The sequence below is a fragment of the Bacillus salipaludis genome (genome assembly GCF_004358205.1).
The window spans coordinates 86,464-107,636 of record NZ_SMYO01000001.1; the positions used below are offsets into that span (position 1 = coordinate 86,464).

The window sequence follows — 21,173 nt, forward strand, 5'->3', positions numbered from 1 at the left end:
ATCCATGTTTTCAAATGAGATTATCGCTTCATTTAATGAACTAGAGACTTCTTTATACAACTATATTAGTCAAAATAGTGAGAAAGTGGCTTATATGCGAATTCGTGAACTGGCAGATGAAACCCATGTATCGACAGCAACAATTTTACGTTTTTGCAGGAAACTTAATTGTGAGGGATTTTCCGAATTTAAAGTAAAGCTTAAAATGCTGTCAAAAGAGCAAAAAAAAACGATAGTAAAGAGTTCTCAACAATCGGTAGTTGATTTTTTTGAGCGAACATTAAAGGGCGATTTAGAAGAAAAAATTAGCGAGGCTGCAAGGCTTGTTTCCGAGGCAGATAATGTTATTTTTATTGGAATTGGGAGCTCTGGTATTCTTGCTGAATATGGTGCAAGATATTTCTCAAGCTTAGGGAAATTTTCTTTGTATATTAAGGATCCACACTTTCCGATTCACTCCAAGCTCATGTTTAACAGTGTCACCATTGCTTTATCTGTATCTGGAGAAAATAATTTTACCGTCGCGCATCTTAACCAGCTTAAACAGGAAGGCAGTAAAATTATTAGTATTACAAACAATAAATTCTCAACGATTGCAAAAATCTCTGATATCAACATTGCTTATTATGTAACAGAGGAAGTTTTTGAAGAATCGAATATTACAACACAGGTACCTGTTATTTATATTTTAGAATCAATGGCTCGGGAAATTTATAAACTGAATCATTAGGTTAAATTCCTTTATTATAAAAAGGTTCAGAATCCGATTTCTGAACCTTTTACCTTTCCTTCAACCTTATTAAGGTTTCGAAGGGTTTTATATAAAGATACGCTGCAAACTGAGCATAGTATGGCCAATCCTGCGATAAACACATAACCAGCCTGAAGGCCAATTAGTTCACCTCCTGCACTCCTCTGCCCCCATACCCGATTGAAAAAATCAATGATAAAACCGACAAGCAAATTTCCCATTATACTGGAAATTCCTAAGAGAGTTACCGTAAAAGTGATCGCTGTCCCTACTCCTTTAGAGTATTGTTTGGCAAGCAACGCCATAACGGTCGGATAAATTGGAGCAATCCCAATACCTGCAATGGCAAAAAGAATGGCCCCTTTTTCTCCGCTGAAAATGGCAGCAAGGCTGGATACACCAGAAAAAGCAGAAAAAAACATAATGGAAAGGGTATATCCAATTTTATCCGTGATGGGTCCGGCAAACAGCCTTGAAAGGGTAAAGAACAGAAAAAAGGACGAAAGCATTCCCGATGCTCTATTTAATGACCAATCATAAGCATTTTCCAAATAATAAACAAGCCAGCTTCCGATTGATATTTCAGACACCACTCCAAACGAAAGGATGGCCACAATCTTCCAAGCAATCGGATCCCGAATCAGATTTCGAAACGATGTGGATTCACCATCTTTTTGATGTTCCTCTGGAAACCTTCCAAAAAATGAAGGAATGATGGGCAAAATGGATAGTGAAAGAACCATTAAATACATACCTCGCCAGTCAAGTTCCCCATTCAAAACATTCCATCCCATCATGGAAGCACCCAAAATAGGAGCCCCGATTGAACTGAGGCCATAAAAAAAATGGGCAAGGTTCATCATTGTCCCCGTGTTCTTAGTAAATATGCGGGCAGCCATGATTCCAAGCCCAATCTCGAGTATGCCGTTTCCCAGATATAACATAAAATAAGATAGCGTTAATGATGTATACCCCTTAGACAAGAACATGAAAATATCCTACAATGTCATCGAGGCAAATGCAAGGATTCCTATCCATTTAATTCCGATCTTATTGGACAGGTTTGAAGTAAATGAGCACGCCAGCAGATACCCAAAAGAATTTAAGGCAAGCAAGAAACCAAGCTGAGATTCATGCAGTTTGAATTCGGATTGCATGACCGGCAGAGCAGGGCCTTTTACATTTTCCGATAAACCAAAGATAAAAAAGCCGCCAAACACCACAAATAATAACAGGATCGAATTCATTCTTTGATTCTCCAAATATCTTAACCTCCAGACAATGTCACAACATTGAGACATTATAAACTGAATTTCTCATATTAACATTAATGATTAGCCAAGGCATGTGTAAAATTGTATGCAATGAATTACGCATTTTTTCTTAATTGCTGAAGACAGTATAAAAATTGTTTTTAACGTTTAAGTAATGTTTTTCAAAAAAGGTGAATAGGATAAGGTAAGTACTCCAATATTCGAATCTTCTTTTGGAAGGGGTCGATATTTGATGTGGCAGCTATGGCTTACAGGTTTAATTGGTATATGGGTATTTTTCTCTCCGTGGGTATACAACTTTACTGATAACACCGGCGCCTTATGGAACAGCATCATTTTTGGAGTTATCCTTCTAATTTTAGCGATTTGGGCAGGAAGTAAGGCGAAAAATAATAATCCTTGATTGTACAGCAAGATTAAATAGCTTCATATTGGAGTACGATTCCCCTCCTTTTTGGAGGGTTTTTATGTGTTAGGATTCCCATTCCATAAGCGAAAATAGCCACTAAAAGAAATAAGGCTGGACACTAGCATGGGCTTTACATAACTGATATTACTTTGTTAAACACTTCACAAAAATGTTGACAGAATACTAGAACAGGTGTAACGTAAATATTAGTTAAATATTTTAGAATATTCTTATCAAGAGAGGTGGAGGGACTGGCCCTTTGAAACCTCGGCAGCAGACTTTTTGTACTGTGCCAATTCCAGTAGCGTTTTGCTAGAAGATAAGAAGAGAATCGATTACGTTTATGCCCCCCTCTTCTTATTTATGAAGAGGGGTTTTTAATTTTTATTGAAAGAAGGAAATTAATTATGACCAAAACACTAGTCAAGGCTCCATTTAAAGCAGACCATGTCGGTAGTTTTCTAAGACCGGAACAGATTAAAGCAGCAAGAAAAGCATATGCAAACGGGGAAATCGATCATGCAGCCCTTAAGGTGATAGAGGATAAAGAAATTGAAAAACTGGTACAGAAACAAATTGAGGCAGGCCTTAAATCCATCACGGATGGTGAGTTTAGACGTGCATGGTGGCATTTAGACTTTTTAGCTGGTTTAGAAGGTGTTGAGGAATTCGAAGCGGAGTATGTAAGTAACTTCAAAGGTGCCAAAACAAAAAATAAAGCAATTAAGGTAGTTGGTAAAATCGACTTTAATGGTCATTATATGTTAGAGCACTTCAAATTCCTAAAGCATGCCGTTGATCAATACGGTGATGGAACTCAAGTTGCTAAGTTCTCCATTCCAAGCCCCAATATGTTATTCACAAGAATTCAGGGCGATGAGTATTACAATGGCGACACAGAGCAGTTCTACCATGATACAGTAACAGCTTACCAAAAGGCCATTCAAGCTTTCTATGATGCGGGCTGCCGTTACTTACAATTAGACGATACTTCCTGGATTGATTTTGTTTCCGAAGAACGGATTAAGGCTGTTGTTGAAAAACTTGGCATGGATGTACAAGACATTATCGATACTAGAGTACGCTGCTTAAATGATGCCATTGCTAAGAAGCCTAATGATTTATTAATTACGATGCATATTTGTCGTGGTAACTTCCGATCTACTTTCATAACGAGCGGAGGATACGATCAAATCTCTGATGCAATTTTTGCAAATTTAAATGTAGATGGCTTATTCTTGGAATATGATGATAATCGTTCAGGTGATTTTGAACCACTTAAAAGCTTTAAACGTGATGACAAAACCGTTGTATTAGGATTAATTACCTCTAAATTCCCTGAATTAGAAGATCCCGAAACGATTAAAGCAAGAATTAATGAAGCAAGTCAATCGATTCCATTAGAAAACTTGGCATTAAGCCCTCAGTGCGGATTTGCCAGCACAGAAGAAGGAAATGTTTTAACAGAAGAGGAACAATGGAAAAAGATAAAGCATATCGTAAAAATTGCTGAAAGCGTATGGGGCGGCATTTAAATACATCGAAAAACCCTTCTTCCCTTAGGTTGGAAGAAGGGTTTTTACTTGGATACCTAATCGATTTCACAATCCTAATTATTTTGTAACGGTCGCCATTTCCACTTCTGGTGACGTAACCTTATCATAGAAATCAACGAACTTATCACGATCCTCAGTATTACGGTATGCCATTGCAACACGTGGATGTTCATTCAATACACCGGAAATCATGTAAGGAATGATATAGCCCCACTCCCATTTTTGACGCATTTCCAGCATATGTTTTTCAATAATACCAAGAACAGGCTTAAGCTCATAGCTTGTTTTTTGAATGTAGCTAACAAGAAGCTCTGTGTGACAGTTACCGGCTGCACGACCCATACCATATACAGAGGAATCCAAGAAAGTAACTCCACTTCGCATTGCAGCGATTGTATTGGCAAACGCTAACTGCATATTGTTATGTGTATGAATTCCAAGTTCTTTGTTAGGCACCAAATCTTTAAACTTTTTCACGAGATGTTCAATATCAGCAGGATCTAAGCTTCCAAAGGAGTCAACGATATACACAACATCTACAGGACTGTTTCGTACCAATTCAAAAGCTTCAATTAGTTGCTTTTCAGGTACACTTGATAACGCCATAATGTTAAGGGTAGTCTCATACCCCAAATCATGAAACATTTTAACAAGTTCCAAGCCCTTGTCCACTTCTCGGATATAGCAAGCGACTCGGATCATATCTAAAACACTCTGTTCGCGTGGCAGGATGTCATTAGGGTCTACACGACCAATATCTACTAAAGCAGATAACTTCGTAAACTTTTTCTCAGGAATGATTTCTTTTAGGAAGTTATCGTCAAGAAATCTCCATGGATTGGGTTCCGTTGCTTTAAGAAGCTTTGGTGAGTTTTTGTAACCAATCTCCATATATTCAACGCCAGCTTCACTTAGTCCATTATACAGGTCTTGAACAAATTCGACGCTGAAATCCCAATTATTAACCAAACCACCATCCCGAATCGTACAATCTAAAATTTTACTACGTTGTCCCATGATGTAACTCCCCCTATTTTCCCACATACTAAAATTATTTTACCTTTAATACGTTTATTTATTAAAATTCTTATTGTGTTTATATCATTTTTCGATAAAATGTGTCAATCCATTTTCCTGAAAATTCAAGATTTTTCTTTTTATTCACTGAAACTTACAGTATAAATTACCTAATTCTTTCTACTATAACTATAATTCGTTAGTTAGGGAATCCTTTTAAAATAAAATTCTTTCAGAAATTCATAAAAAGCCGCAACTGTGTTTAATTCTAATATTTCTTTTGGAATTGTTGTGAGATTGGGATTAAAAAAGAATTCTTCCCATCGTACCAAAGTTTAACTTACTTGAAAGAAGCTTAAGTTGATATAATTGTTTTACATACATTTTTAAAAATACGTTACATGCCATTTGGGGGAACTGAAATGTGTCCTTTTTATAATTATCAAGGAAACTCAGAACAAGGGAACACTCTATTTAAAATCAAAGTGAAGGAAATGATGGAAGAAAAAGAAATTGAGGTCTCTTCAGGAATTATCGAAGAAATCATCACACGCTCTATCCTTGACAATAGGGAAATTGTTTTTCTATGTATTGGCTCAGATCGATATGTCGGAGACTCACTGGGACCACTAGTGGGTACGATGCTTAGAGAAAGCGATGTTCCATATCATATATACGGAACCTTGAAAGAACCCGTACATGCCTTTAACTTAAAGGATATTTTGAAAGACATCCATAAGCAACATAAAAAGCCGTTAATTATCAGTATTGATGCTTGTTTGGGAGAAAAAAACCAAGTCGGTTTTATTTATTTTAACAAAGGACCACTCGCCCCTGGGAGTGCCCTTGAAAAAATTCTTCCGAAAGTGGGGGATTACCATTTCAAAAGTATGATTAACTATATTGATCCATTACCAGCATCACAGTTTCTCAATGACACCCGTTTATTTACTATTTTTAATTTTGCAAGAACCATTGTAAAAATTATTTGTCATACAATAAAATAAACACCATTATTTAAAAAAACCAGAGCTCCTTTACAAATTTCTAAAGTAGCTCTGGTTTTTTCATTATTAAAAAATACTAAATGCACCAGTTAGTATAGCAACGATAATGATAACGAAAGAGCAGAATACAGACCATTTAAATGCAGACTTCTGGAACTCTCCCAGGTCGGTATTAATCATTCCTACTAATAGCAGTGTAGAGGCTACTAAAGGGCTTAAAAAGTGTACAGGCTGGCCCAATACAGAAGCTCTGGCGATTTCTAATGGGTCTACCCCATATGTGGACCCCGCTTCCGCCAAGATTGGTAACACTCCAAAATAATAAGCATCATTTGACAAAACGAAAGTAAAAGGCATACTTGTCAGAGCTACTACTGCTGGAAAGAATGACCCTAAAGAATCGGGAATAATCGAAACGAGTGAATGAGCGATTGCGTCCACCATCTTTGTTCCAGAAAAAATACCCGTGAAGATTCCCGCTGCAAAAACGAGTGTAACAACCGTCAACGCATTTCCTGCATGTGCCATTATCCGCTCTTTTTGTTGCTCCAAATTTGGATAGTTGATCAGGCAAGCTAATACAAACCCAATAAGAAATAGTACCGGAGCCGGTAATATTCCCATTACCAAAACAACCATTACCGCAATTGTTAACAGCAGATTGAACCATATTAGTTTGGGACGCTTGATATTTCCTGGCATCTCAATCGCAATAGCGGCTTCAGGAATAGCTGAAAGGTTTCTGGAAGGTGGCTCTATAGTAATTACACCAATTTTTTTTCGTTCCTTTTTGCCTAGAAAATAGGCTGTAACAAGGATACTTCCAATTCCAGCAAACAAGGTAGGTAAGAGCGGGAGAAAAAATTCATTTGCGTCAAGGCCCAAAGAGGCAATGGCCCTTGTAGCAGGCCCTCCCCATGGAGTCATACCACTCATTATACTGACAGAAAGCATTGATATAGTCCCAAGTACTAGTGGACTCATGCCCAATCGCAAATATAAGGGCAGCATTGCTGAAATCGTAATCATGTGTGTAGTTGTACCGTCTCCGTCAAGAGCAACTAGCAAGGCAATGATTGCAGTTCCAATGGCGATTTTTACCGGATCCCCTTTTACGAATCTTAACATTTGCTTAATAAGCGGGTCGAACAATCCTGCATCAATTAAAATACCGAAAAAAAGAATTGCAAACAATAATAGTGCCGCTGAAGGGGCAACAACCTTTAAACCCTCCATCATCATATCTCCCAGCTTTAAGCCAAAGCCGCCAATTAATGCGAAGACAATTGGAACCACTACAAGGGCTATAACCGGAGATAATCTCTTTGACATAATCAAGTAAGTAAATACGACAACCATTGAAACTCCTAAAAAAGTAATAATATAAATCCCCTCCATCAAAGAAATCGCTTACAAACCCAGAGAAAAAAAGATAATGGTTATTTCCAACCCTATTAATTCTCTGAAAACTATATTTTTAGAATATTTCATCAATCAAAATAAGTAAAATATATATTTTTTTAATATTTTCTAAAAAAAAACTTATAATCCCGTTCGTTTATTTTATTGCAAGCGATTTATAGAGTGAAGACAAGAAAAAAGTATAACTTTTCCTTACACTTTTTTCATAAATTAGGATTTTGGTTTAAAAAATTTATAAAAGTTTTTACAGTTGTTAGCTGCAATTCGTCTTTATTGTACATTAACCACGTACTTCTTAAAACAGGTGTACCATTCTTGTAAGACAATCCATAAGTAAATAAATTATCAGAGGGTTGCAAACAAATTTCAGGCAATATTGCAATTCCTAAATCATTTTTAACCATTTCTTTGCAGGTTTCTTGTCGATCCGTTTCCATTGTTACGAGTGGCGGTTCTGTAAATCGGTCGTGCCACCAGCCATTAATAAGATTTTTTAGGGAACTGTCTGTTTGATAATGAATAAAGGGAAGTTCCGGCAATTTTTTCATGTCGACCTCACGTTTGGAAATAAGACAAAGTCTTTCTTCGTGGAGCATCGTTTTAGCTCCATACCAATCGTAATTTCCGCGCAGTATTCCCAATTGGACACTTGAAGCATTAAGTAAGTTCATAATACTGGTACTCCAACCCGTATTAACACTAAATTGAACATTAGGATATTCGGTAGAGAACTGCTTTAATAGTTTAGGAAGCTTATATTGTGCAAAGTTACTCGATACTCCTAATCGCAAAGTTCCTCTTACTTCCTCCTTCATATTAAGGATGTAATCTTTCGTTTGTTGAAGTTTTTTTATCATTTCTTCTGCATAATCAGCTAAATAAACACCCTCTGAAGTAAATTCAATCCCTCCTTTTATTTTATAAAACAATTCCGTTCCAAGCTCTTTTTCTAAATTCTTCAATCTGTAGGTTAAAGCTGGCTGTGAAATATATAGCCGCTCCGATGCTCTGCTAATATTTTTTTCTTCGAACAAAACTTTGATCGCAACCCAATCTTTCTCGTCCATTGGAATCCTCCATTCATAGAGTTATAAATTTTTTTTTGTATTTTCCTACAAAATTATCTATTTTACTTATGATCTAGCTTATCATATTATGTTTTCAAAAGAACAACAGTTTTTCAAAAAATCAAAAAGGTGGTTTTGTAACATGAGAGTCCCAGTTGTCATTATGCGTGGTGGAACCAGTAAGGGAGTATTTCTCAATTATGAGCACATGCCGGAAAATCGTGCTATTTGGGAGGACTTTCTTCTTGATATCATGGGCAGTCCCGATCAAAGGCAAATTGACGGGCTTGGCGGTGCAAATTCCTTAACTAGTAAAGCTGCTATTATTAAAAAATCTACTATTCAAGGTGTAGACATTGAGTATACCTTTGCACAGGTAAGCCTTGATAATCAATTCGTAGATTTTAGTGGTAATTGCGGCAATATTTCTTCTGCAGTTGGGCCCTATGCAATTGAACAAGGTCTTGTACATCCAATTGAACCAGTTACAAAAATCAAAATATTAAATACAAACACAAACAAGTTAATTATATCTGAAGTTGAAGTAAAAAATGGGAAAGTTCAAACAGAAGGAAGTTGTTCAATCCCTGGTGTCCCGGGAACAGGTTCCCCTATTTACCTTTCCTTCACCCGTTCGGAAGGGGCTGTAACCGGAAGGCTTTTTCCGACCGGAAAACCATTGGACTGGATTGAAACAAAAAATGGAACCATACCCATTTCGATTATTGACGTTGCCAATCCACTTGTTTTCGTCAGAGCACAGGATGTGGGGCTTATTGGAAATGAATCGCCTAACGAGTACACTCCTGAAAAATTAATGGATTTAGAAGAAATTAGATCTGCAGCAGCTGAAATGTGCCACTTTTCTAAAAAAGAGGACGCAACTAAAAAATCTCCTGCCGTACCGAAAATGACTATCATTGCCCCTCCAATGGAGTATATTGATTCAACAGGTACGATGAGAAAAGCGTCGGATATGGATCTGACAATCAGAATGATGTCCATGCAAAAGCCGCATCAAGCGCTTGCGATTACAGGCGCGATTTGTACAACTGCGGCTGCTTTCCTGAGGGATACTATTTTATCAGATATTGTAATACCTAACCATGAAATTGTTAGATTGGCACACCCTGCCGGAATTATGGAAACAAAGGTAGATTTGCTTGCCGGCCATATCAATGCAATAAAGGTAGTTCGTACAGCCAGAACCATCCTTGAGGGTTTTGTTTTTACAAAGGAAAATTATCAAATTTTAGAACTAGCTGCTCAAGCAAATTAACTTTCTACTATTGTCGAAGTCATAAAAATTAAGAAGAAACGGGGACATTTTATATGTGGGTAATCACCTTGCATACGGAGGAAAGTATTAAAATATTTGAATTTTCTACTGAAAGAGAAGCTAGAGATGCAATGCTAGAAATGGGCGGAAATTTGATCTTAACCGAAGTAATTTATTTTAATGACCCGTGCTTCGTTTAGATAGTTTCTATTATAAATGTTGTGTAACGACAATAAACTACTGCTCAAGAAATGGAAGTGTCTAAGGAAATAAATAAAAGCGATGTTATTTTTAAGTTATAATACATCGCTTTTTTTATTTCACAATAAAACGACTCCTTTATTGTTTAAATTTGGTCCCTTTATTTTCTTAAATTTCTATTAAAATCTACTAAATTATTTCTTAATTTCTTCTTACATTCTTCTTAGCCTGTTCATTATTTATTCATATTCATTCATTAATATAGTTTTTAACATCTAATAGATTACAAATTTTAGGAGTGGAAGAATGAAGAAATGGATTCTTACGGGCATCATGATCAGTGCACTGGGATTGTCTGCTTGCAGCAATAGTACCGTCATGAAATCCGATTCAGGAAATATCTCACAAGATGAATTATATCAAGCATTGAAAACAAAGTATGGTACACAGACACTTCAAGAGCTTGCGGTTGAAAAAGTTTTGTCTAAAGAATATACCGTTACTAAATCTGCAATTGATGCGGAGGTTAAAAAAGTAAAAGAACAACTGGGTGATCAATTTCTAACCACTTTACAGCAATACGGCTACAAAGATGAGGCCGACTATAGGAACGTAGTGAAGCTAAATCTTTTAGAGGAGAAAGCGGTATATAAAACCCTTAAAGTTACCGATCAAGAATTAAAGGATGCATACGCTAGTTACAAGCCAGAAATTCGTGCCCGTCATATTTTGGTCAACGATAAGAAAACTGCAGATGAAGTGGAAGCTAAACTCAAAAAAGGCGAAAAATTTGAAGATTTGGCGAAAAAGTATTCACAAGATCCAGCAAGTTCATCAAATGGCGGTGATCTTGGGTGGTTTGGAACTGGTGAAATGGACGCGGATTTTGAAAAAGCAGCCTATGCTTTAAAACTAAAAGAAGTCAGTGACCCGGTCAAAACTCAATATGGATACCATATTATTCAATTGACAGATAAAAAGGCGAAAAAATCATTCGCACAAATGAAAAATACCCTTACAGATCAAGTGAAAGAAACAAAGGTCACGCAGGAAAAGATTGCAACTGTTTTAAAAGCTGAATTTAAAAAGGCGCATGTTAACATTTCGGATAAAGATTTGAAAAAAGCCACAGATTTCTCAGCCTTGACCAGTCAATAAAAGCAATCTCTTACTCTATAAAAATAGGAACTCTTATTCAAAATAAGAGTTCCTTCAATAAACTAAAATTGCCTTGCACCTAGATACCGAGGCTTCCAATAAGAATTATCCATATCGGAAATTTCGACTCCCTGAGATGATCCGGAATGAATGAACTTTCCATTCCCTACATAAATCCCCATATGCGAAGGACCTGATTTATACGTTTCATAATAAACAAAATCACCAACCGATAAAGAAGATACCGGCTTCATCATGCTCCAATAACCAGCAACCGTCTGACGAGAGATAGGCTTTTGTTTTTTTATTACATAGTAAATAAAACCGCTGCAATCAAAGCCGCTTGTTGTCGTTCCTCCCCATTTGTAAGGGGTTCCAATCACTGCTTTAGCATCGCGTATCAACTGATCTGAATTTAATTCTTCCGCGGTAGAACTTGTGGTTTCATTCGTTTTAATCGATTGAGTGGTCATTTTACCGCTGACTTTAAGTTTTTGACCTAGTCGGATAAAATCTGTTTTCAGTCCATTTAATGACTTCAATTGGTTTACAGTTGTATGATATTTTTTAGCGATTCCTGACAGTGTATCGCCTTTTTTTACTGTATATATGTATGAAGTCGGAGTGGTGCTCACTTTGGCAACACTTTTTCCATTTACGGGGATATTAATATTCTGCCCGACAATGATTCGATCATTTTTTAATTTGTTCGCAGATTTTATTTTAGCAACTGAAATATGGTATTGCTTGGAATACTTTGATAAGGTATCTCCTTTTTTAACCTTAATATTCATGGCCATTGCTGAAGTGCTATATAAAGAAGTCCCAAATACTGTAGCTGCTACCAATGTTAAAAGTTTCTTTTTCATTTTCTCCCCCACGCTATCTATATAATCACTTTTCCAGTTTACTTACTATTTGGAGAGATTGCTAGATTATGTCGAAAATTGTTAGCTAAATGAAATAATTTTGTAATATATTGTGGTTTAAATGAAAGTTTAGGAGAATATTTAAAATTTCATAAAAAAACCAGAGAGTAACTTTACTCTCCGGCAGACACTACGATCTCATATCCGTGTTGTTTAAGATCGCTTTCATATACTTCAGGCGTTACTATGTAATAGGTTTCGCCATCGTTATTCGAAATAACAATTTCGCTTGGACTTTTATCAACTTGGGCCTCAATTAAATTTTCATACGGAGCACCAAGTAATTCTGTTACGTTACCAGCCATGATTACACCCCCTATTTCGAGTGATTGTAACAGAATTTTATGAAAAATGAAAGGAGAAACCTTCAAAAAGCAAAGAAGAGAACCTCTCCTTTGCAAGGAAGACTCTCTTCTGATTAGCGGAGATTAAACTCCCTTATATGCCAAACGATAAATCTCAGCCAATTCCGTAACTAGCGGAAGCTTCGGATTTGCGGTCGTACATTGGTCTTCAAAGGCACGCTCTGCTAAAAATTCCACCTTGCTCTCAAATTCAACTTGATCAAGATGATTGACTTCTAAGCTCATTGGAACATCAAGCTCTTTAGCTAGTTTAATAATGGCCAGCACGAGGCTTTCAACACCCTCTTCTGTTGTCCGAGTAGGAAGTCCAAGGGTTCTGGCGATTTCTGCGTATCGTTTGTCCGCTATGAAATGATTGTATTTAGGGAATGCCGTAAACTTCGTCGGCTTTGTTGCATTATAACGAATGACATGTGGCAAGAGAACCGCATTGGCACGGCCATGGGCAATATGAAATTCAGCTCCCAACTTATGTGCAAGACTATGGTTGATTCCAAGGAAGGCATTGGCAAATGCCATACCGGCAATTGTGGATGCATTATGAATCTTTTCACGTGCTTCTTCATCATTTCCATTTTTATAGGCCCTTGGTAAATATTCGAATACTAATTGAATGGCTTTCATGGCTAAGCCATCAGTAAAATCATTTGCCATACAGGAAACATACGCTTCAATTGCATGGGTTAATACATCGAGTCCAGTGTCAGCCGTAATATATTTTGGTACCGTCATCACGAATTGTGGGTCAATGATGGCGACATCAGGTGTCAATTCATAATCGGCCAGCGGGTATTTAATATTTGCCTCTTTATCGGTAATAACTGAGAAAGAGGTCACTTCAGAGCCAGTTCCAGATGTGGTTGGAATCGCCACGAATTGGGCTCTTTCCCCTAACTTCGGATATTTTACAATCCGCTTACGGATATCTAAGAATTTTTGTTTTAGGCCAAAAAATTCAGAATCCGGATACTCATAGAAGAGCCACATTCCTTTCGCAGCATCCATGGCAGAACCACCTCCAAGGGCAATGATGACATCTGGCTGGAATTTTGCCATCATTTCCGCCCCCTTCAGCACGGTTTCGATGGAAGGGTCCGGCTCCACTTCTGAAAAGATTTCACAGTGTACATAATCAGGACGTTTTCTTAAATAATAGAGTACGCGGTCCACATAGCCAAGATTCACCATACCAGCGTCTGTGACAATAAACGCCTTCGAGATTTTTGGCATTTTTGCTAAGTATTGAGTTGAATTTTTTTCAAAATAAATTTTGGATGGAACCTTAAACCACTGCATATTCACGTTCCTTTTCGCAACCTTTTTAATGTTAATCATATGGATGGCACCAACATTGGTAGAAACAGAGTTTCCTCCATACGTACCACATCCCAATGTTAGTGAAGGCATATAGGCATTATAAATATCACCAATTGCCCCTTGTGAAGAAGGTGCATTAACAATAATCCGGCCGGCTTTCATTCGCATGCCAAATTCTCTAATAGCTGTTTGGTCATTGGTGTGAATCACAGCAGAGTGGCCTAAACCGCCAAATTCGAGCATTTCTTCTGCTCTTTTAAGCCCCTCTTCGAGACCGTTCACCTTGTAGCAGGCTAAAACCGGGCTTAATTTTTCTCTTGAAAGGGGATATGCCGGCCCTACACCTGTTAATTCGGCAATCAGAATTTTGGTGCCTTCGGGAACCGTTACCCCGGCCATTTCAGCTATTTTAAATGCAGGCATTCCAACGATATCCGCGTTTACGGCGCAGGAATGTTCATTTATGACTAGTTTTTCCACCTTCTCTTTTTCATCTTCATTAAGGAAGTAGCAATTGTTGGCAATCATTTCTCTTTTCACGTTATTATAAATCTCTTTATCTATAATAACGGCCTGCTCAGATGCACAAATCATACCGTTATCAAAGGTTTTCGATAAAATCAAATCATTTACTGCTTGGTTTAGATTGGCTGATTTTTCTATATAGCATGGAACATTCCCCGGCCCAACTCCTAATGCCGGTTTACCAGAACTATAAGCAGATTTGACCATGCCGGCTCCACCTGTAGCAAGGATGAGCGAAATATTCTGGTGATTCATCAAGGTTTGGGTAGCTTCAAGGGATGGTGTTTCAATCCATTGAATACAATATTCCGGAGCACCGGCTTTAATTGCGGCATCTCTTAGTATTCTTGCTGCCTCACTGCTGCATTTTTGTGCAGATGGATGGAAGGCAAAAATAATCGGGTTTCTTGTTTTAATTGAAATTAATGCCTTAAACATTGTGGTAGATGTTGGATTGGTAACCGGTGTAACTCCTGCAACTACCCCCACAGGCTCGGCAATTTCAATGATGCCTTCATGATCGTTTTCATTAATTATTCCGACCGTTTTATCGTATTTAATATTATGATAGACATATTCGGTCGCAAACATATTCTTGATAATTTTGTCTTCATACACGCCTCGTTTTGTTTCCTCAACGGCAAGTTTTGCAAGTGGCATATGCTGGTCAAGTCCCGCCAACGCCATTTGTTTGACGATTTCATCAATTGTATCTTGATTAAAGCTGCGGAATTCTGCCAATGCATTTAAACCATTCTCGACTAATTTATCAATTGTTTCTGCGACTGTTTGGGTTTGCTTGACTTTTTCATCGATTACCATATTTATTCCCTCCAATAGGTCATGATTGTGAATTATTTCACATGTTAATCCAAAATTTTTTCACTCACAATCAGGATTACGCGGTATTTTTTCAAAATAAATGTCTGTTGTGACCTTTGAGCTTCTTTTTACGATGATTACATAATTGACGGTCCAAATATAGGAAGGAATCTGCTCATTTTTTTTTAACATCATCGCCTCAAATTCGTCCTCAACTACTGCTTCAAACGTATCTAATGTATAGGTCTCAGAATCAGTTGAAAAAGTCTCCCATTCACACAGCATCATGTTGATCACTCCTTATTACCTTTTGTGATTTTATCTTAGCATGTATTCTGAAGAAAATATTGTGAAATATTGAACAAAGTATGAAACTTGAAGAAAAAATTTCCTATTGAGAAAATCCTACAAGTACGGGGATTAGTTACGGTTTTAGAATGGAAATGTGAAAGTGCATTCAATATTAATATTATTTTAATATCATATCAATTGCTGTTTTTAGTGTTTTAATCGGATCTATTGATTGATTCATTTGCAGTAGTTCGGGCTTAGCGTTTATAAACGACAGCCAGTGATGAGTTGTATAAGGCTGCAAAAGCGGCGACCCTAGATAGTGCTGGGTTACCGCGGGAACTCTTTTTTATTGTTTTCGGGCATCTAGAGCCTCTCTTGGCTACCGCGGGAACTCTTTTTTATTGTTTGCAGGCATCTAGAGCCTCTCTTGGTTACCGTGAGAACTCTTTTTTATTGTTTGAAGGCATCTAGAGCCTCTCTTGGTTACCGTGAGAACTCTTTTTTATTGTTTGAAGGCATCTAGAGCCTCTCTTGGTTACCGTGAGAACTCTTTTTTATTGTTTGAAGGCATCTAGAGCCTCTCTTGGTTACCGTGAGAACTCTTTTTTATTGTTTGAAGGCATCTAGAGCCTCTCTTGGTTACCGTGAGAACTCTTTTTTATTGTTTGAAGGCATCTAGAGCCTCTCTTGGTTACCGTGAGAACTCTTTTTTATTGTTTGCAGGCATCTAGAGCCTCTCTTGGTTACCGTGTGAACTCTTTTTTATTGTTTGTGGGCATCTAGAGCCTCTCTTGGTTACCGTTAGTACTCTTTTCTTTCAATTGCAGGCATTTAGAACCTTTTTCGATGACCGCAAACTCTTCTTTTTCGACCACACGGGCACTGTCACCCCGATAGTGCCCATGTTGAAATCTCCTAATCTATTTCTGCCGCCTGCAATTTTGATAATAATGGCCGGTTGTTTTCCCAAAAAACCTTAACTGGCAATCCAAAAAATTCGGTAAGCTGTTCTCCGGAGATCATTTCACATGTTCCTCCTGCCGCAAAAACCTCTCCCTGTTTAAGTAACAAGGTTTTATAGAAAACAGGTAATATTTCTTCCACATGGTGGGTGACATAAATCATTGTCGGTGCATCTGGATTTTTCGAAATCAATTCAATCGATTCCAACAATTGTTCACGCGCGATAAAATCTAGTCCGTTCGTTGGCTCATCCAATATTAGCAGTGAAGGTTCGGCCATTAATGCCCTGGCAATCAGGACCCGTTGTTTTTCCCCTTGGGACAAGGTTTCATAGTTTCGATTCGCATACTCAATGCAGCCAAGATTTTCAAGTAAATTAGTCGCTTTTTCACGAATCTCATCTGTAGGAATTTCATACAAACCTATGGAAGCAAAAGCCCCACTTAAAACAACCTCAAATGCATTATCGCCAGGGTGAAATTTTTCCTGTAATGACGACGAAACAAAACCAATTTGTTTCCGGAGCTTTTCTCCTAAATACGTCTTTCCAAATTCAAGACCGAGCACTGTGACTTTTCCGCTAGTCGGGAAGTAAAAAGCATTTATCAGTTGAAGAATGGCTGTTTTCCCAGCACCATTTAAACCAAATAATATCCAGTGATCCCCCTTTTCAATTTGCCAATATATATTTTGTAAAATCCAAGAACCATCTCGTTTTAATGAAACATTTTCTAGATATAAAACCATGACAGATACTCCCTTCTATATAAAAACCTACCTCTATATTATCAAAAAATGCGAAAATTTAAAAAACACTATAATTTGTGCAGAAAAAAAATTCACATGGAGTAACCATACCATGTGAATCTTCAAGATTATTATTTTTCAAAAGTGAATACCACTGTAACTTTTTTGCTTTCGTTTATAAACCATGATTGATAACATAATGCTTACTTCATAAATAATAATAAGCGGTATTGCTACTGAAAGATGAGAGATGAGCTCTGGCGGAGAAATCATAGAAGCAATAATGACCAAGATTAAATATGCATATTTCCTCATTTTAGCTATTCGAAAAGGATTGACAATTCCCATCGTTGTTAAAAACATCAGGACAAGAGGCAATTCAAAGGCAACACCGAACGGTAAAGTCATATTGATTAAAAAGCTAAAGTATTTTTCTGCTGTAAAAGAGGTAGTCATTAAACCATTACCCAAACCGATGAGAAACCTCATGACGTTTGGGAAAATGAAAAAGTATCCAAAAGCCAAACCTCCGATAAATAGTAAAAATAAGGATGGAATATAGGCTAAAGCAACCTTTCTTTCTAAAGGTTTTAATGCCGGTATAACAAATATCCAAATCTGCCATGCTGCAACAGGAATCGATCCTGCAATGGCAACAACCGATGCAAGATGAAAATAAATCATAATGATGTCACTTGGCCCTAAAACCATAAGTTTATAACCTAAATTCCCCATAAAAAAAACATAAATCTCTTTGGAATAAACGAGTCCAATCACTAGAAAAATCAGAAAGGCCACAACTGTGATTATTAGTCTTTTACGTAATTCATCCAAATGCTCTACTAGGTTAATTTCTTTATCTCCCAAAATTATTCGCCTTCCTATACTAAACTTAAAATAAAATATGCCATTAAGAAAATTGTTCAATTTAAACTTTTAATAATTTGGATCTGTTTTCATTTTTTCATTGATAGTAAATTCGATACAAGCTGTACGGCGACGGCATCATCTAAATAACCAATCGGAAAGATGTAATCCGGAATAACGTCAACTGGCATGATGAAATATAAAAGGGCACTTCCTATAACGGCCAAATGATGTGAAGAAGCCTTCTTCGTACAAAATTGTTCAAACATTACTTTTAAATGACTAATAAATGGACCTATTCCCCCTAATTTTTGGAGCTTCTTCTCAAAGTTATTTAGGATGGTTTCTTCCCCTTCTTCCGTTTGCGCGAACTGCTCGTATTTCACTAATTGTTTTTCTACACTTTCAATTGTAAATTTTTTATTATACAAATTAGAAGATTCTAGGATTTTTTCAATATTATCCACCGTTGCATTAAGATCATCTGAATAGCTTTTTTCTGTCTTTTGATCAATTGGGTACCCTGCAGCACGAAATAAAGCTGCAAACGGAACTCCAAGAGAGACTGCAAATTTATTTAAATGTTCAGGTGTAGCTTTTCGTTTACCATTAATAATACGTGAAATGGTGGCAGTGTCGATTTCCGTAAGCTCGCTCAATTTCCTCATGGATAAGGACTGTTGTTTTAATAAATCTTTTAACACCAACCCAATATTGCTATTTTTTTGATCTTCTGACATTTCCTACTCCCCCATATTCATATACCCCTTCACAGTATTCCCCAGTTCCAAATGGCCTTAAATCTATTCACTAATATATCTACACGTTGACAATTCGTCAATATTGTCATTAATATTTGTCAATTCAGTTATTTTAAAAGAAAGCGGTTATCGCAATAATGAGAATAATGATTCCGCTAATAATGGTACCAAATTGCCCCAATGTATAGGGGCCAATCCGAACTGCGGATAATTTAAAACCTAACTTAACACCTGCCCAAACACTAATTAGACTGCCAATTGCAGCTGTTAGAGAAATAGCATGGGGCGAAAATCCAAGTAAGCCTGCACCTAAGCCATTCGTAAGTGCGTTAGATGATAAAGCAACACCAAGAAGCATGGCTTCCCCCCAGCCAATTTCTCCCGATTGGTCCACATCGGCTAATTCTGGATTTTTGATAACCGTTTTTATACTAGTGGATTGACCGTCATATCCATCATGTTCCTTTATTGCCACATTCTTTCGGGGAGCTGCTAACAAAATAATTCTAATTCCAATAATTGAGAGCAATAATCCTCCAATTACCACTGGAAAGATGCCAGGCAGAATACGCGAAACCCAAATTCCAAAAGTAATACCAGCAAGGCTCATAAGATAGCAAATAATGGCCATTAAAATGTTTGCCCCAATGCCAATTCGGATCTTTCGAACACCGTAAGAAATACCAATACCTAAATTATCTATGCTTGATGATGCTGCAAATGCCAAGATGATTAGCCAAGACAATGTAAATCACTCCTAATTTTTTTACATTGTATTACGTTCATTGACTAAATTTGTATGTCCGCTTAAAATTTGTTGACAAAAAAACAACAGCTATATTAAATCCAAGGAATCAATGTCTGGAATACGAAAAAACTAAAAGATGGACAAAAATCTTTGCAATTGAAAATAATGAATCAATCCTTAAAAAAGAACAAAATTAGGCCACAGTTCCAAGAACTGTGGCCTAATTTTGTTAGCTCTGAAATTCTTTGACATCAATCTTACATTCTTCCAAAGGAATAACTTTCGTTTTCTTAATAAATTTAAAGCCAATCCAAAACGCAAGAAACACAGGGATGCCCAGGTAGGCTGCAATAACCCCCATCCAATCAATATGTCCTGAAGTGAACCCCTGATAGTCTTGAGCAATCAGAATCACCAAGCAAACCACGAAAGCAAAAATCGGTCCAAAAGGATACCATTTTGCGCGATATGGAAGATCTTTTATCGAATGCCCTTGTGCCACATAGGCTTTACGGAAACGGTAATGACTAGCCGCAATTCCAAGCCAGAAAATAAATGTCGTCACCCCGACGGAGTTCATTAACCAAAGATAGATGGTTCCATCCCCTACAAAGGATGCTAAAAAAGCTAACATTCCGACAAATGTTGTAGCAACAAGAGCTGCAACAGGGACACCACGTTTGTTTACTTTAGCAAAAATTCGTGGTGCTTGTCCTTCCTGAGCCATTGCATACATGATCCGGCTCGTCACATAAAGACAGCCATTTCCGGCTGATAAAACTGATGTTAGAATTACGGCATTCATCACTGAAGCGGCCAAAGCTAGCCCCGCTCTTTTGAACACGATAGTAAAAGGGCTGGCCATAACAGTTGAGTTTTGAAGACTTTCATTCGTATAAGGTACAAGAAACGAGATAATGAGAAGCGCTAAAATGTAAAACAGAAGAATTCGCCAAAAAACACTCCGTATGGCTCGTGGGATATTTTTGACCGGATCCTCACTCTCTCCTGCAGCAACACCTATGCATTCAGTCCCTGAAAAGGAGAATCCAGCAACAAGAAAGATTCCTAATGTTCCGATAAAACCGCCAACAAACGGTGCATCACCTACAGTAAAGTTTTGAAATCCAGCAGGTTGATGGCCATTCATGATTCCAAAAATCATTAAGGTTCCAACCACGATAAAGATGATGATTGTTGCTACTTTAATAAAAGAAAACCAGTATTCTCCTTCACCAAAACCCTTAACAGATAAGACATTTAAAAAGAAGAGGAAGGCTAAAAATAATCCGCTCCACAACAGTGATGGACTATCAGGGAACCAATATTTCATTAACAGGACAGAGGCCGAAAGTTCAGCGGCAAGGGTCATTGCCCATGACAACCAGTAGTTCCAACCAAATGCAAATCCAAGTGCTGGGTCAATAAAACGTGTGGCATAAGTACTAATCGAACCGCTTGTCGGCATAAAGGTTGCCAGTTCCCCAAGCCCAGTCATGACAAAATACACCATAATTCCAATAATTCCATAGGCTACTAAAACCCCACCCGGTCCCGCTGTTTGAATGGCTGGCCCGCTTCCAAGAAAAACACCCGTTCCGATTGTTCCGCCTAAGGCAATCATTGACACATGACGTGGTTTTAATTTTTTTTGAAGTTTACCAGATGACTGAGATTCGATTTCAGAAGAATAT

Annotated in this window: 20 protein-coding genes and 1 riboswitch; of the genes, 6 read left to right on the plus strand and 14 right to left on the minus strand. The window is 37.4% G+C overall.

Going from position 1 to position 21,173, the window contains the following annotated elements; translation table 11 throughout:
* Positions 1 to 4: 4 nt before the first annotated feature.
* The gene (locus E2K98_RS00400; protein ID WP_133332371.1) at positions 5 to 730 is read left to right on the plus strand and encodes a MurR/RpiR family transcriptional regulator; all 726 of its coding nucleotides are present in this window, start codon (positions 5 to 7) and stop codon (positions 728 to 730) included.
* 26 nt (positions 731 to 756) lie between these two features.
* On the opposite strand, the gene E2K98_RS00405 is transcribed toward E2K98_RS00400, so the two are convergent.
* Together E2K98_RS00405 and E2K98_RS32190 are read right to left on the minus strand one after the other, a co-directional pair.
* Positions 757 to 1,740 carry an MFS transporter gene (locus E2K98_RS00405; RefSeq protein ID WP_328591951.1) on the minus strand — a complete coding sequence of 328 codons (984 nt, stop codon included), beginning with the start codon at positions 1,738 to 1,740 and terminating at the stop codon, positions 757 to 759.
* 9 nt (positions 1,741 to 1,749) lie between these two features.
* On the minus strand, positions 1,750 to 2,013 hold the full coding sequence (locus E2K98_RS32190) for an MFS transporter (protein WP_328591952.1): 264 nt from the start codon (positions 2,011 to 2,013) through the stop codon (positions 1,750 to 1,752).
* Positions 2,014 to 2,257: 244 nt separating this feature from the next.
* Here E2K98_RS32190 and E2K98_RS00410 point away from each other — a divergent pair, with 244 nt between their 5' ends.
* Complete coding sequence (locus E2K98_RS00410) at positions 2,258 to 2,428, plus strand: SPW repeat protein (RefSeq protein WP_133332372.1); 171 nt, start codon at positions 2,258 to 2,260, stop codon at positions 2,426 to 2,428.
* Positions 2,429 to 2,661: 233 nt separating this feature from the next.
* Positions 2,662 to 2,760: riboswitch (SAM riboswitch) on the plus strand.
* Between the two features lie 81 nt (positions 2,761 to 2,841).
* Positions 2,842 to 3,969, plus strand: coding sequence for a 5-methyltetrahydropteroyltriglutamate--homocysteine S-methyltransferase (locus E2K98_RS00415; RefSeq protein ID WP_133332373.1), 1,128 nt, complete (start codon positions 2,842 to 2,844; stop codon positions 3,967 to 3,969).
* A 78-nt stretch (positions 3,970 to 4,047) separates the two neighbouring features.
* Here E2K98_RS00415 and E2K98_RS00420 read toward each other — a convergent pair whose 3' ends face one another.
* Positions 4,048 to 5,007, minus strand: coding sequence for an aldolase catalytic domain-containing protein (locus E2K98_RS00420; RefSeq protein WP_133332374.1), 960 nt, complete (start codon positions 5,005 to 5,007; stop codon positions 4,048 to 4,050).
* 422 nt (positions 5,008 to 5,429) lie between these two features.
* On the opposite strand from E2K98_RS00420, the gene yyaC reads away from it, so the two are divergent.
* Positions 5,430 to 6,014 carry a spore protease YyaC gene (yyaC, locus tag E2K98_RS00425; RefSeq protein ID WP_235824676.1) on the plus strand — a complete coding sequence of 195 codons (585 nt, stop codon included), beginning with the start codon at positions 5,430 to 5,432 and terminating at the stop codon, positions 6,012 to 6,014.
* A 66-nt stretch (positions 6,015 to 6,080) separates the two neighbouring features.
* On the opposite strand, the gene E2K98_RS00430 is transcribed toward yyaC, so the two are convergent.
* Together E2K98_RS00430 and E2K98_RS00435 are read right to left on the minus strand one after the other, a co-directional pair.
* A complete protein-coding gene (locus tag E2K98_RS00430) occupies positions 6,081 to 7,397 on the minus strand; it encodes a CitMHS family transporter (RefSeq protein ID WP_133332758.1) in 1,317 nt (438 codons plus the stop codon).
* A 242-nt stretch (positions 7,398 to 7,639) separates the two neighbouring features.
* Positions 7,640 to 8,503 (minus strand): LysR family transcriptional regulator, encoded by an 864-nt coding sequence (locus E2K98_RS00435; RefSeq protein WP_133332375.1) that lies wholly within the window; start codon positions 8,501 to 8,503, stop codon positions 7,640 to 7,642.
* Positions 8,504 to 8,645: 142 nt separating this feature from the next.
* On the opposite strand from E2K98_RS00435, the gene E2K98_RS00440 reads away from it, so the two are divergent.
* Entirely contained in the window at positions 8,646 to 9,782 is a 1,137-nt protein-coding gene (locus E2K98_RS00440; RefSeq protein ID WP_133332376.1) for a 2-methylaconitate cis-trans isomerase PrpF family protein, read from the plus strand.
* 507 nt (positions 9,783 to 10,289) lie between these two features.
* Positions 10,290 to 11,141 (plus strand): peptidylprolyl isomerase, encoded by an 852-nt coding sequence (locus E2K98_RS00445; protein WP_133332377.1) that lies wholly within the window; start codon positions 10,290 to 10,292, stop codon positions 11,139 to 11,141.
* 62 nt (positions 11,142 to 11,203) lie between these two features.
* On the opposite strand, the gene E2K98_RS00450 is transcribed toward E2K98_RS00445, so the two are convergent.
* The 9 genes from E2K98_RS00450 to E2K98_RS00490 form a co-directional block, all read right to left on the minus strand.
* Positions 11,204 to 12,010: a C40 family peptidase gene (locus E2K98_RS00450; RefSeq protein ID WP_133332378.1), complete on the minus strand. Its 807-nt coding sequence runs from the start codon at positions 12,008 to 12,010 to the stop codon at positions 11,204 to 11,206.
* A 173-nt stretch (positions 12,011 to 12,183) separates the two neighbouring features.
* On the minus strand, positions 12,184 to 12,375 hold the full coding sequence (locus E2K98_RS00455; protein WP_035424183.1) for a hypothetical protein: 192 nt from the start codon (positions 12,373 to 12,375) through the stop codon (positions 12,184 to 12,186).
* A gap of 123 nt (positions 12,376 to 12,498) precedes the next feature.
* Positions 12,499 to 15,099 carry a bifunctional acetaldehyde-CoA/alcohol dehydrogenase gene (gene adhE, locus E2K98_RS00460; RefSeq protein WP_133332379.1) on the minus strand — a complete coding sequence of 867 codons (2,601 nt, stop codon included), beginning with the start codon at positions 15,097 to 15,099 and terminating at the stop codon, positions 12,499 to 12,501.
* 60 nt (positions 15,100 to 15,159) lie between these two features.
* On the minus strand, positions 15,160 to 15,387 hold the full coding sequence (locus E2K98_RS00465) for a hypothetical protein (protein ID WP_133332380.1): 228 nt from the start codon (positions 15,385 to 15,387) through the stop codon (positions 15,160 to 15,162).
* Positions 15,388 to 16,308: 921 nt separating this feature from the next.
* Positions 16,309 to 17,103, minus strand: a complete 795-nt coding sequence (locus E2K98_RS00470) for an ABC transporter ATP-binding protein (protein ID WP_133332381.1) — start codon at positions 17,101 to 17,103, stop codon at positions 16,309 to 16,311.
* 138 nt (positions 17,104 to 17,241) lie between these two features.
* Entirely contained in the window at positions 17,242 to 17,970 is a 729-nt protein-coding gene (gene tatC / locus E2K98_RS00475; RefSeq protein WP_133332382.1) for a twin-arginine translocase subunit TatC, read from the minus strand.
* Positions 17,971 to 18,059: 89 nt separating this feature from the next.
* Entirely contained in the window at positions 18,060 to 18,710 is a 651-nt protein-coding gene (locus E2K98_RS00480; protein ID WP_133332383.1) for a DUF1232 domain-containing protein, read from the minus strand.
* Positions 18,711 to 18,843: 133 nt separating this feature from the next.
* Positions 18,844 to 19,476 (minus strand): sporulation membrane protein YtaF, encoded by a 633-nt coding sequence (gene ytaF, locus E2K98_RS00485; protein ID WP_133332384.1) that lies wholly within the window; start codon positions 19,474 to 19,476, stop codon positions 18,844 to 18,846.
* Positions 19,477 to 19,708: 232 nt separating this feature from the next.
* Positions 19,709 to 21,160 (minus strand): amino acid permease, encoded by a 1,452-nt coding sequence (locus tag E2K98_RS00490; protein ID WP_407921198.1) that lies wholly within the window; start codon positions 21,158 to 21,160, stop codon positions 19,709 to 19,711.
* Between the last annotated feature and the right edge of the window lie 13 nt (positions 21,161 to 21,173).

Bases quoted from the DNA above. Each gene is read 5' to 3' on its own strand.
- E2K98_RS00400 (WP_133332371.1), top strand. From the start codon at position 5: ATGTTTTCAAATGAGATTATCGCTTCATTTAATGAACTAGAGACTTCT.
- E2K98_RS00405 (WP_328591951.1), bottom strand. From the start codon at position 1,740: ATGTTCTTGTCTAAGGGGTATACATCATTAACGCTATCTTATTTTATG.
- E2K98_RS00410 (WP_133332372.1), top strand. From the start codon at position 2,258: ATGTGGCAGCTATGGCTTACAGGTTTAATTGGTATATGGGTATTTTTC.
- E2K98_RS00415 (WP_133332373.1), top strand. From the start codon at position 2,842: ATGACCAAAACACTAGTCAAGGCTCCATTTAAAGCAGACCATGTCGGT.
- E2K98_RS00420 (WP_133332374.1), bottom strand. From the start codon at position 5,007: ATGGGACAACGTAGTAAAATTTTAGATTGTACGATTCGGGATGGTGGT.
- yyaC (WP_235824676.1), top strand. From the start codon at position 5,430: ATGTGTCCTTTTTATAATTATCAAGGAAACTCAGAACAAGGGAACACT.
- E2K98_RS00435 (WP_133332375.1), bottom strand. From the start codon at position 8,503: ATGGACGAGAAAGATTGGGTTGCGATCAAAGTTTTGTTCGAAGAAAAA.
- E2K98_RS00440 (WP_133332376.1), top strand. From the start codon at position 8,646: ATGAGAGTCCCAGTTGTCATTATGCGTGGTGGAACCAGTAAGGGAGTA.
- E2K98_RS00445 (WP_133332377.1), top strand. From the start codon at position 10,290: ATGAAGAAATGGATTCTTACGGGCATCATGATCAGTGCACTGGGATTG.
- E2K98_RS00450 (WP_133332378.1), bottom strand. From the start codon at position 12,010: ATGAAAAAGAAACTTTTAACATTGGTAGCAGCTACAGTATTTGGGACT.
- E2K98_RS00455 (WP_035424183.1), bottom strand. From the start codon at position 12,375: ATGGCTGGTAACGTAACAGAATTACTTGGTGCTCCGTATGAAAATTTA.
- adhE (WP_133332379.1), bottom strand. From the start codon at position 15,099: ATGGTAATCGATGAAAAAGTCAAGCAAACCCAAACAGTCGCAGAAACA.
- E2K98_RS00465 (WP_133332380.1), bottom strand. From the start codon at position 15,387: ATGATGCTGTGTGAATGGGAGACTTTTTCAACTGATTCTGAGACCTAT.
- E2K98_RS00470 (WP_133332381.1), bottom strand. From the start codon at position 17,103: ATGGTTTTATATCTAGAAAATGTTTCATTAAAACGAGATGGTTCTTGG.
- E2K98_RS00480 (WP_133332383.1), bottom strand. From the start codon at position 18,710: ATGTCAGAAGATCAAAAAAATAGCAATATTGGGTTGGTGTTAAAAGAT.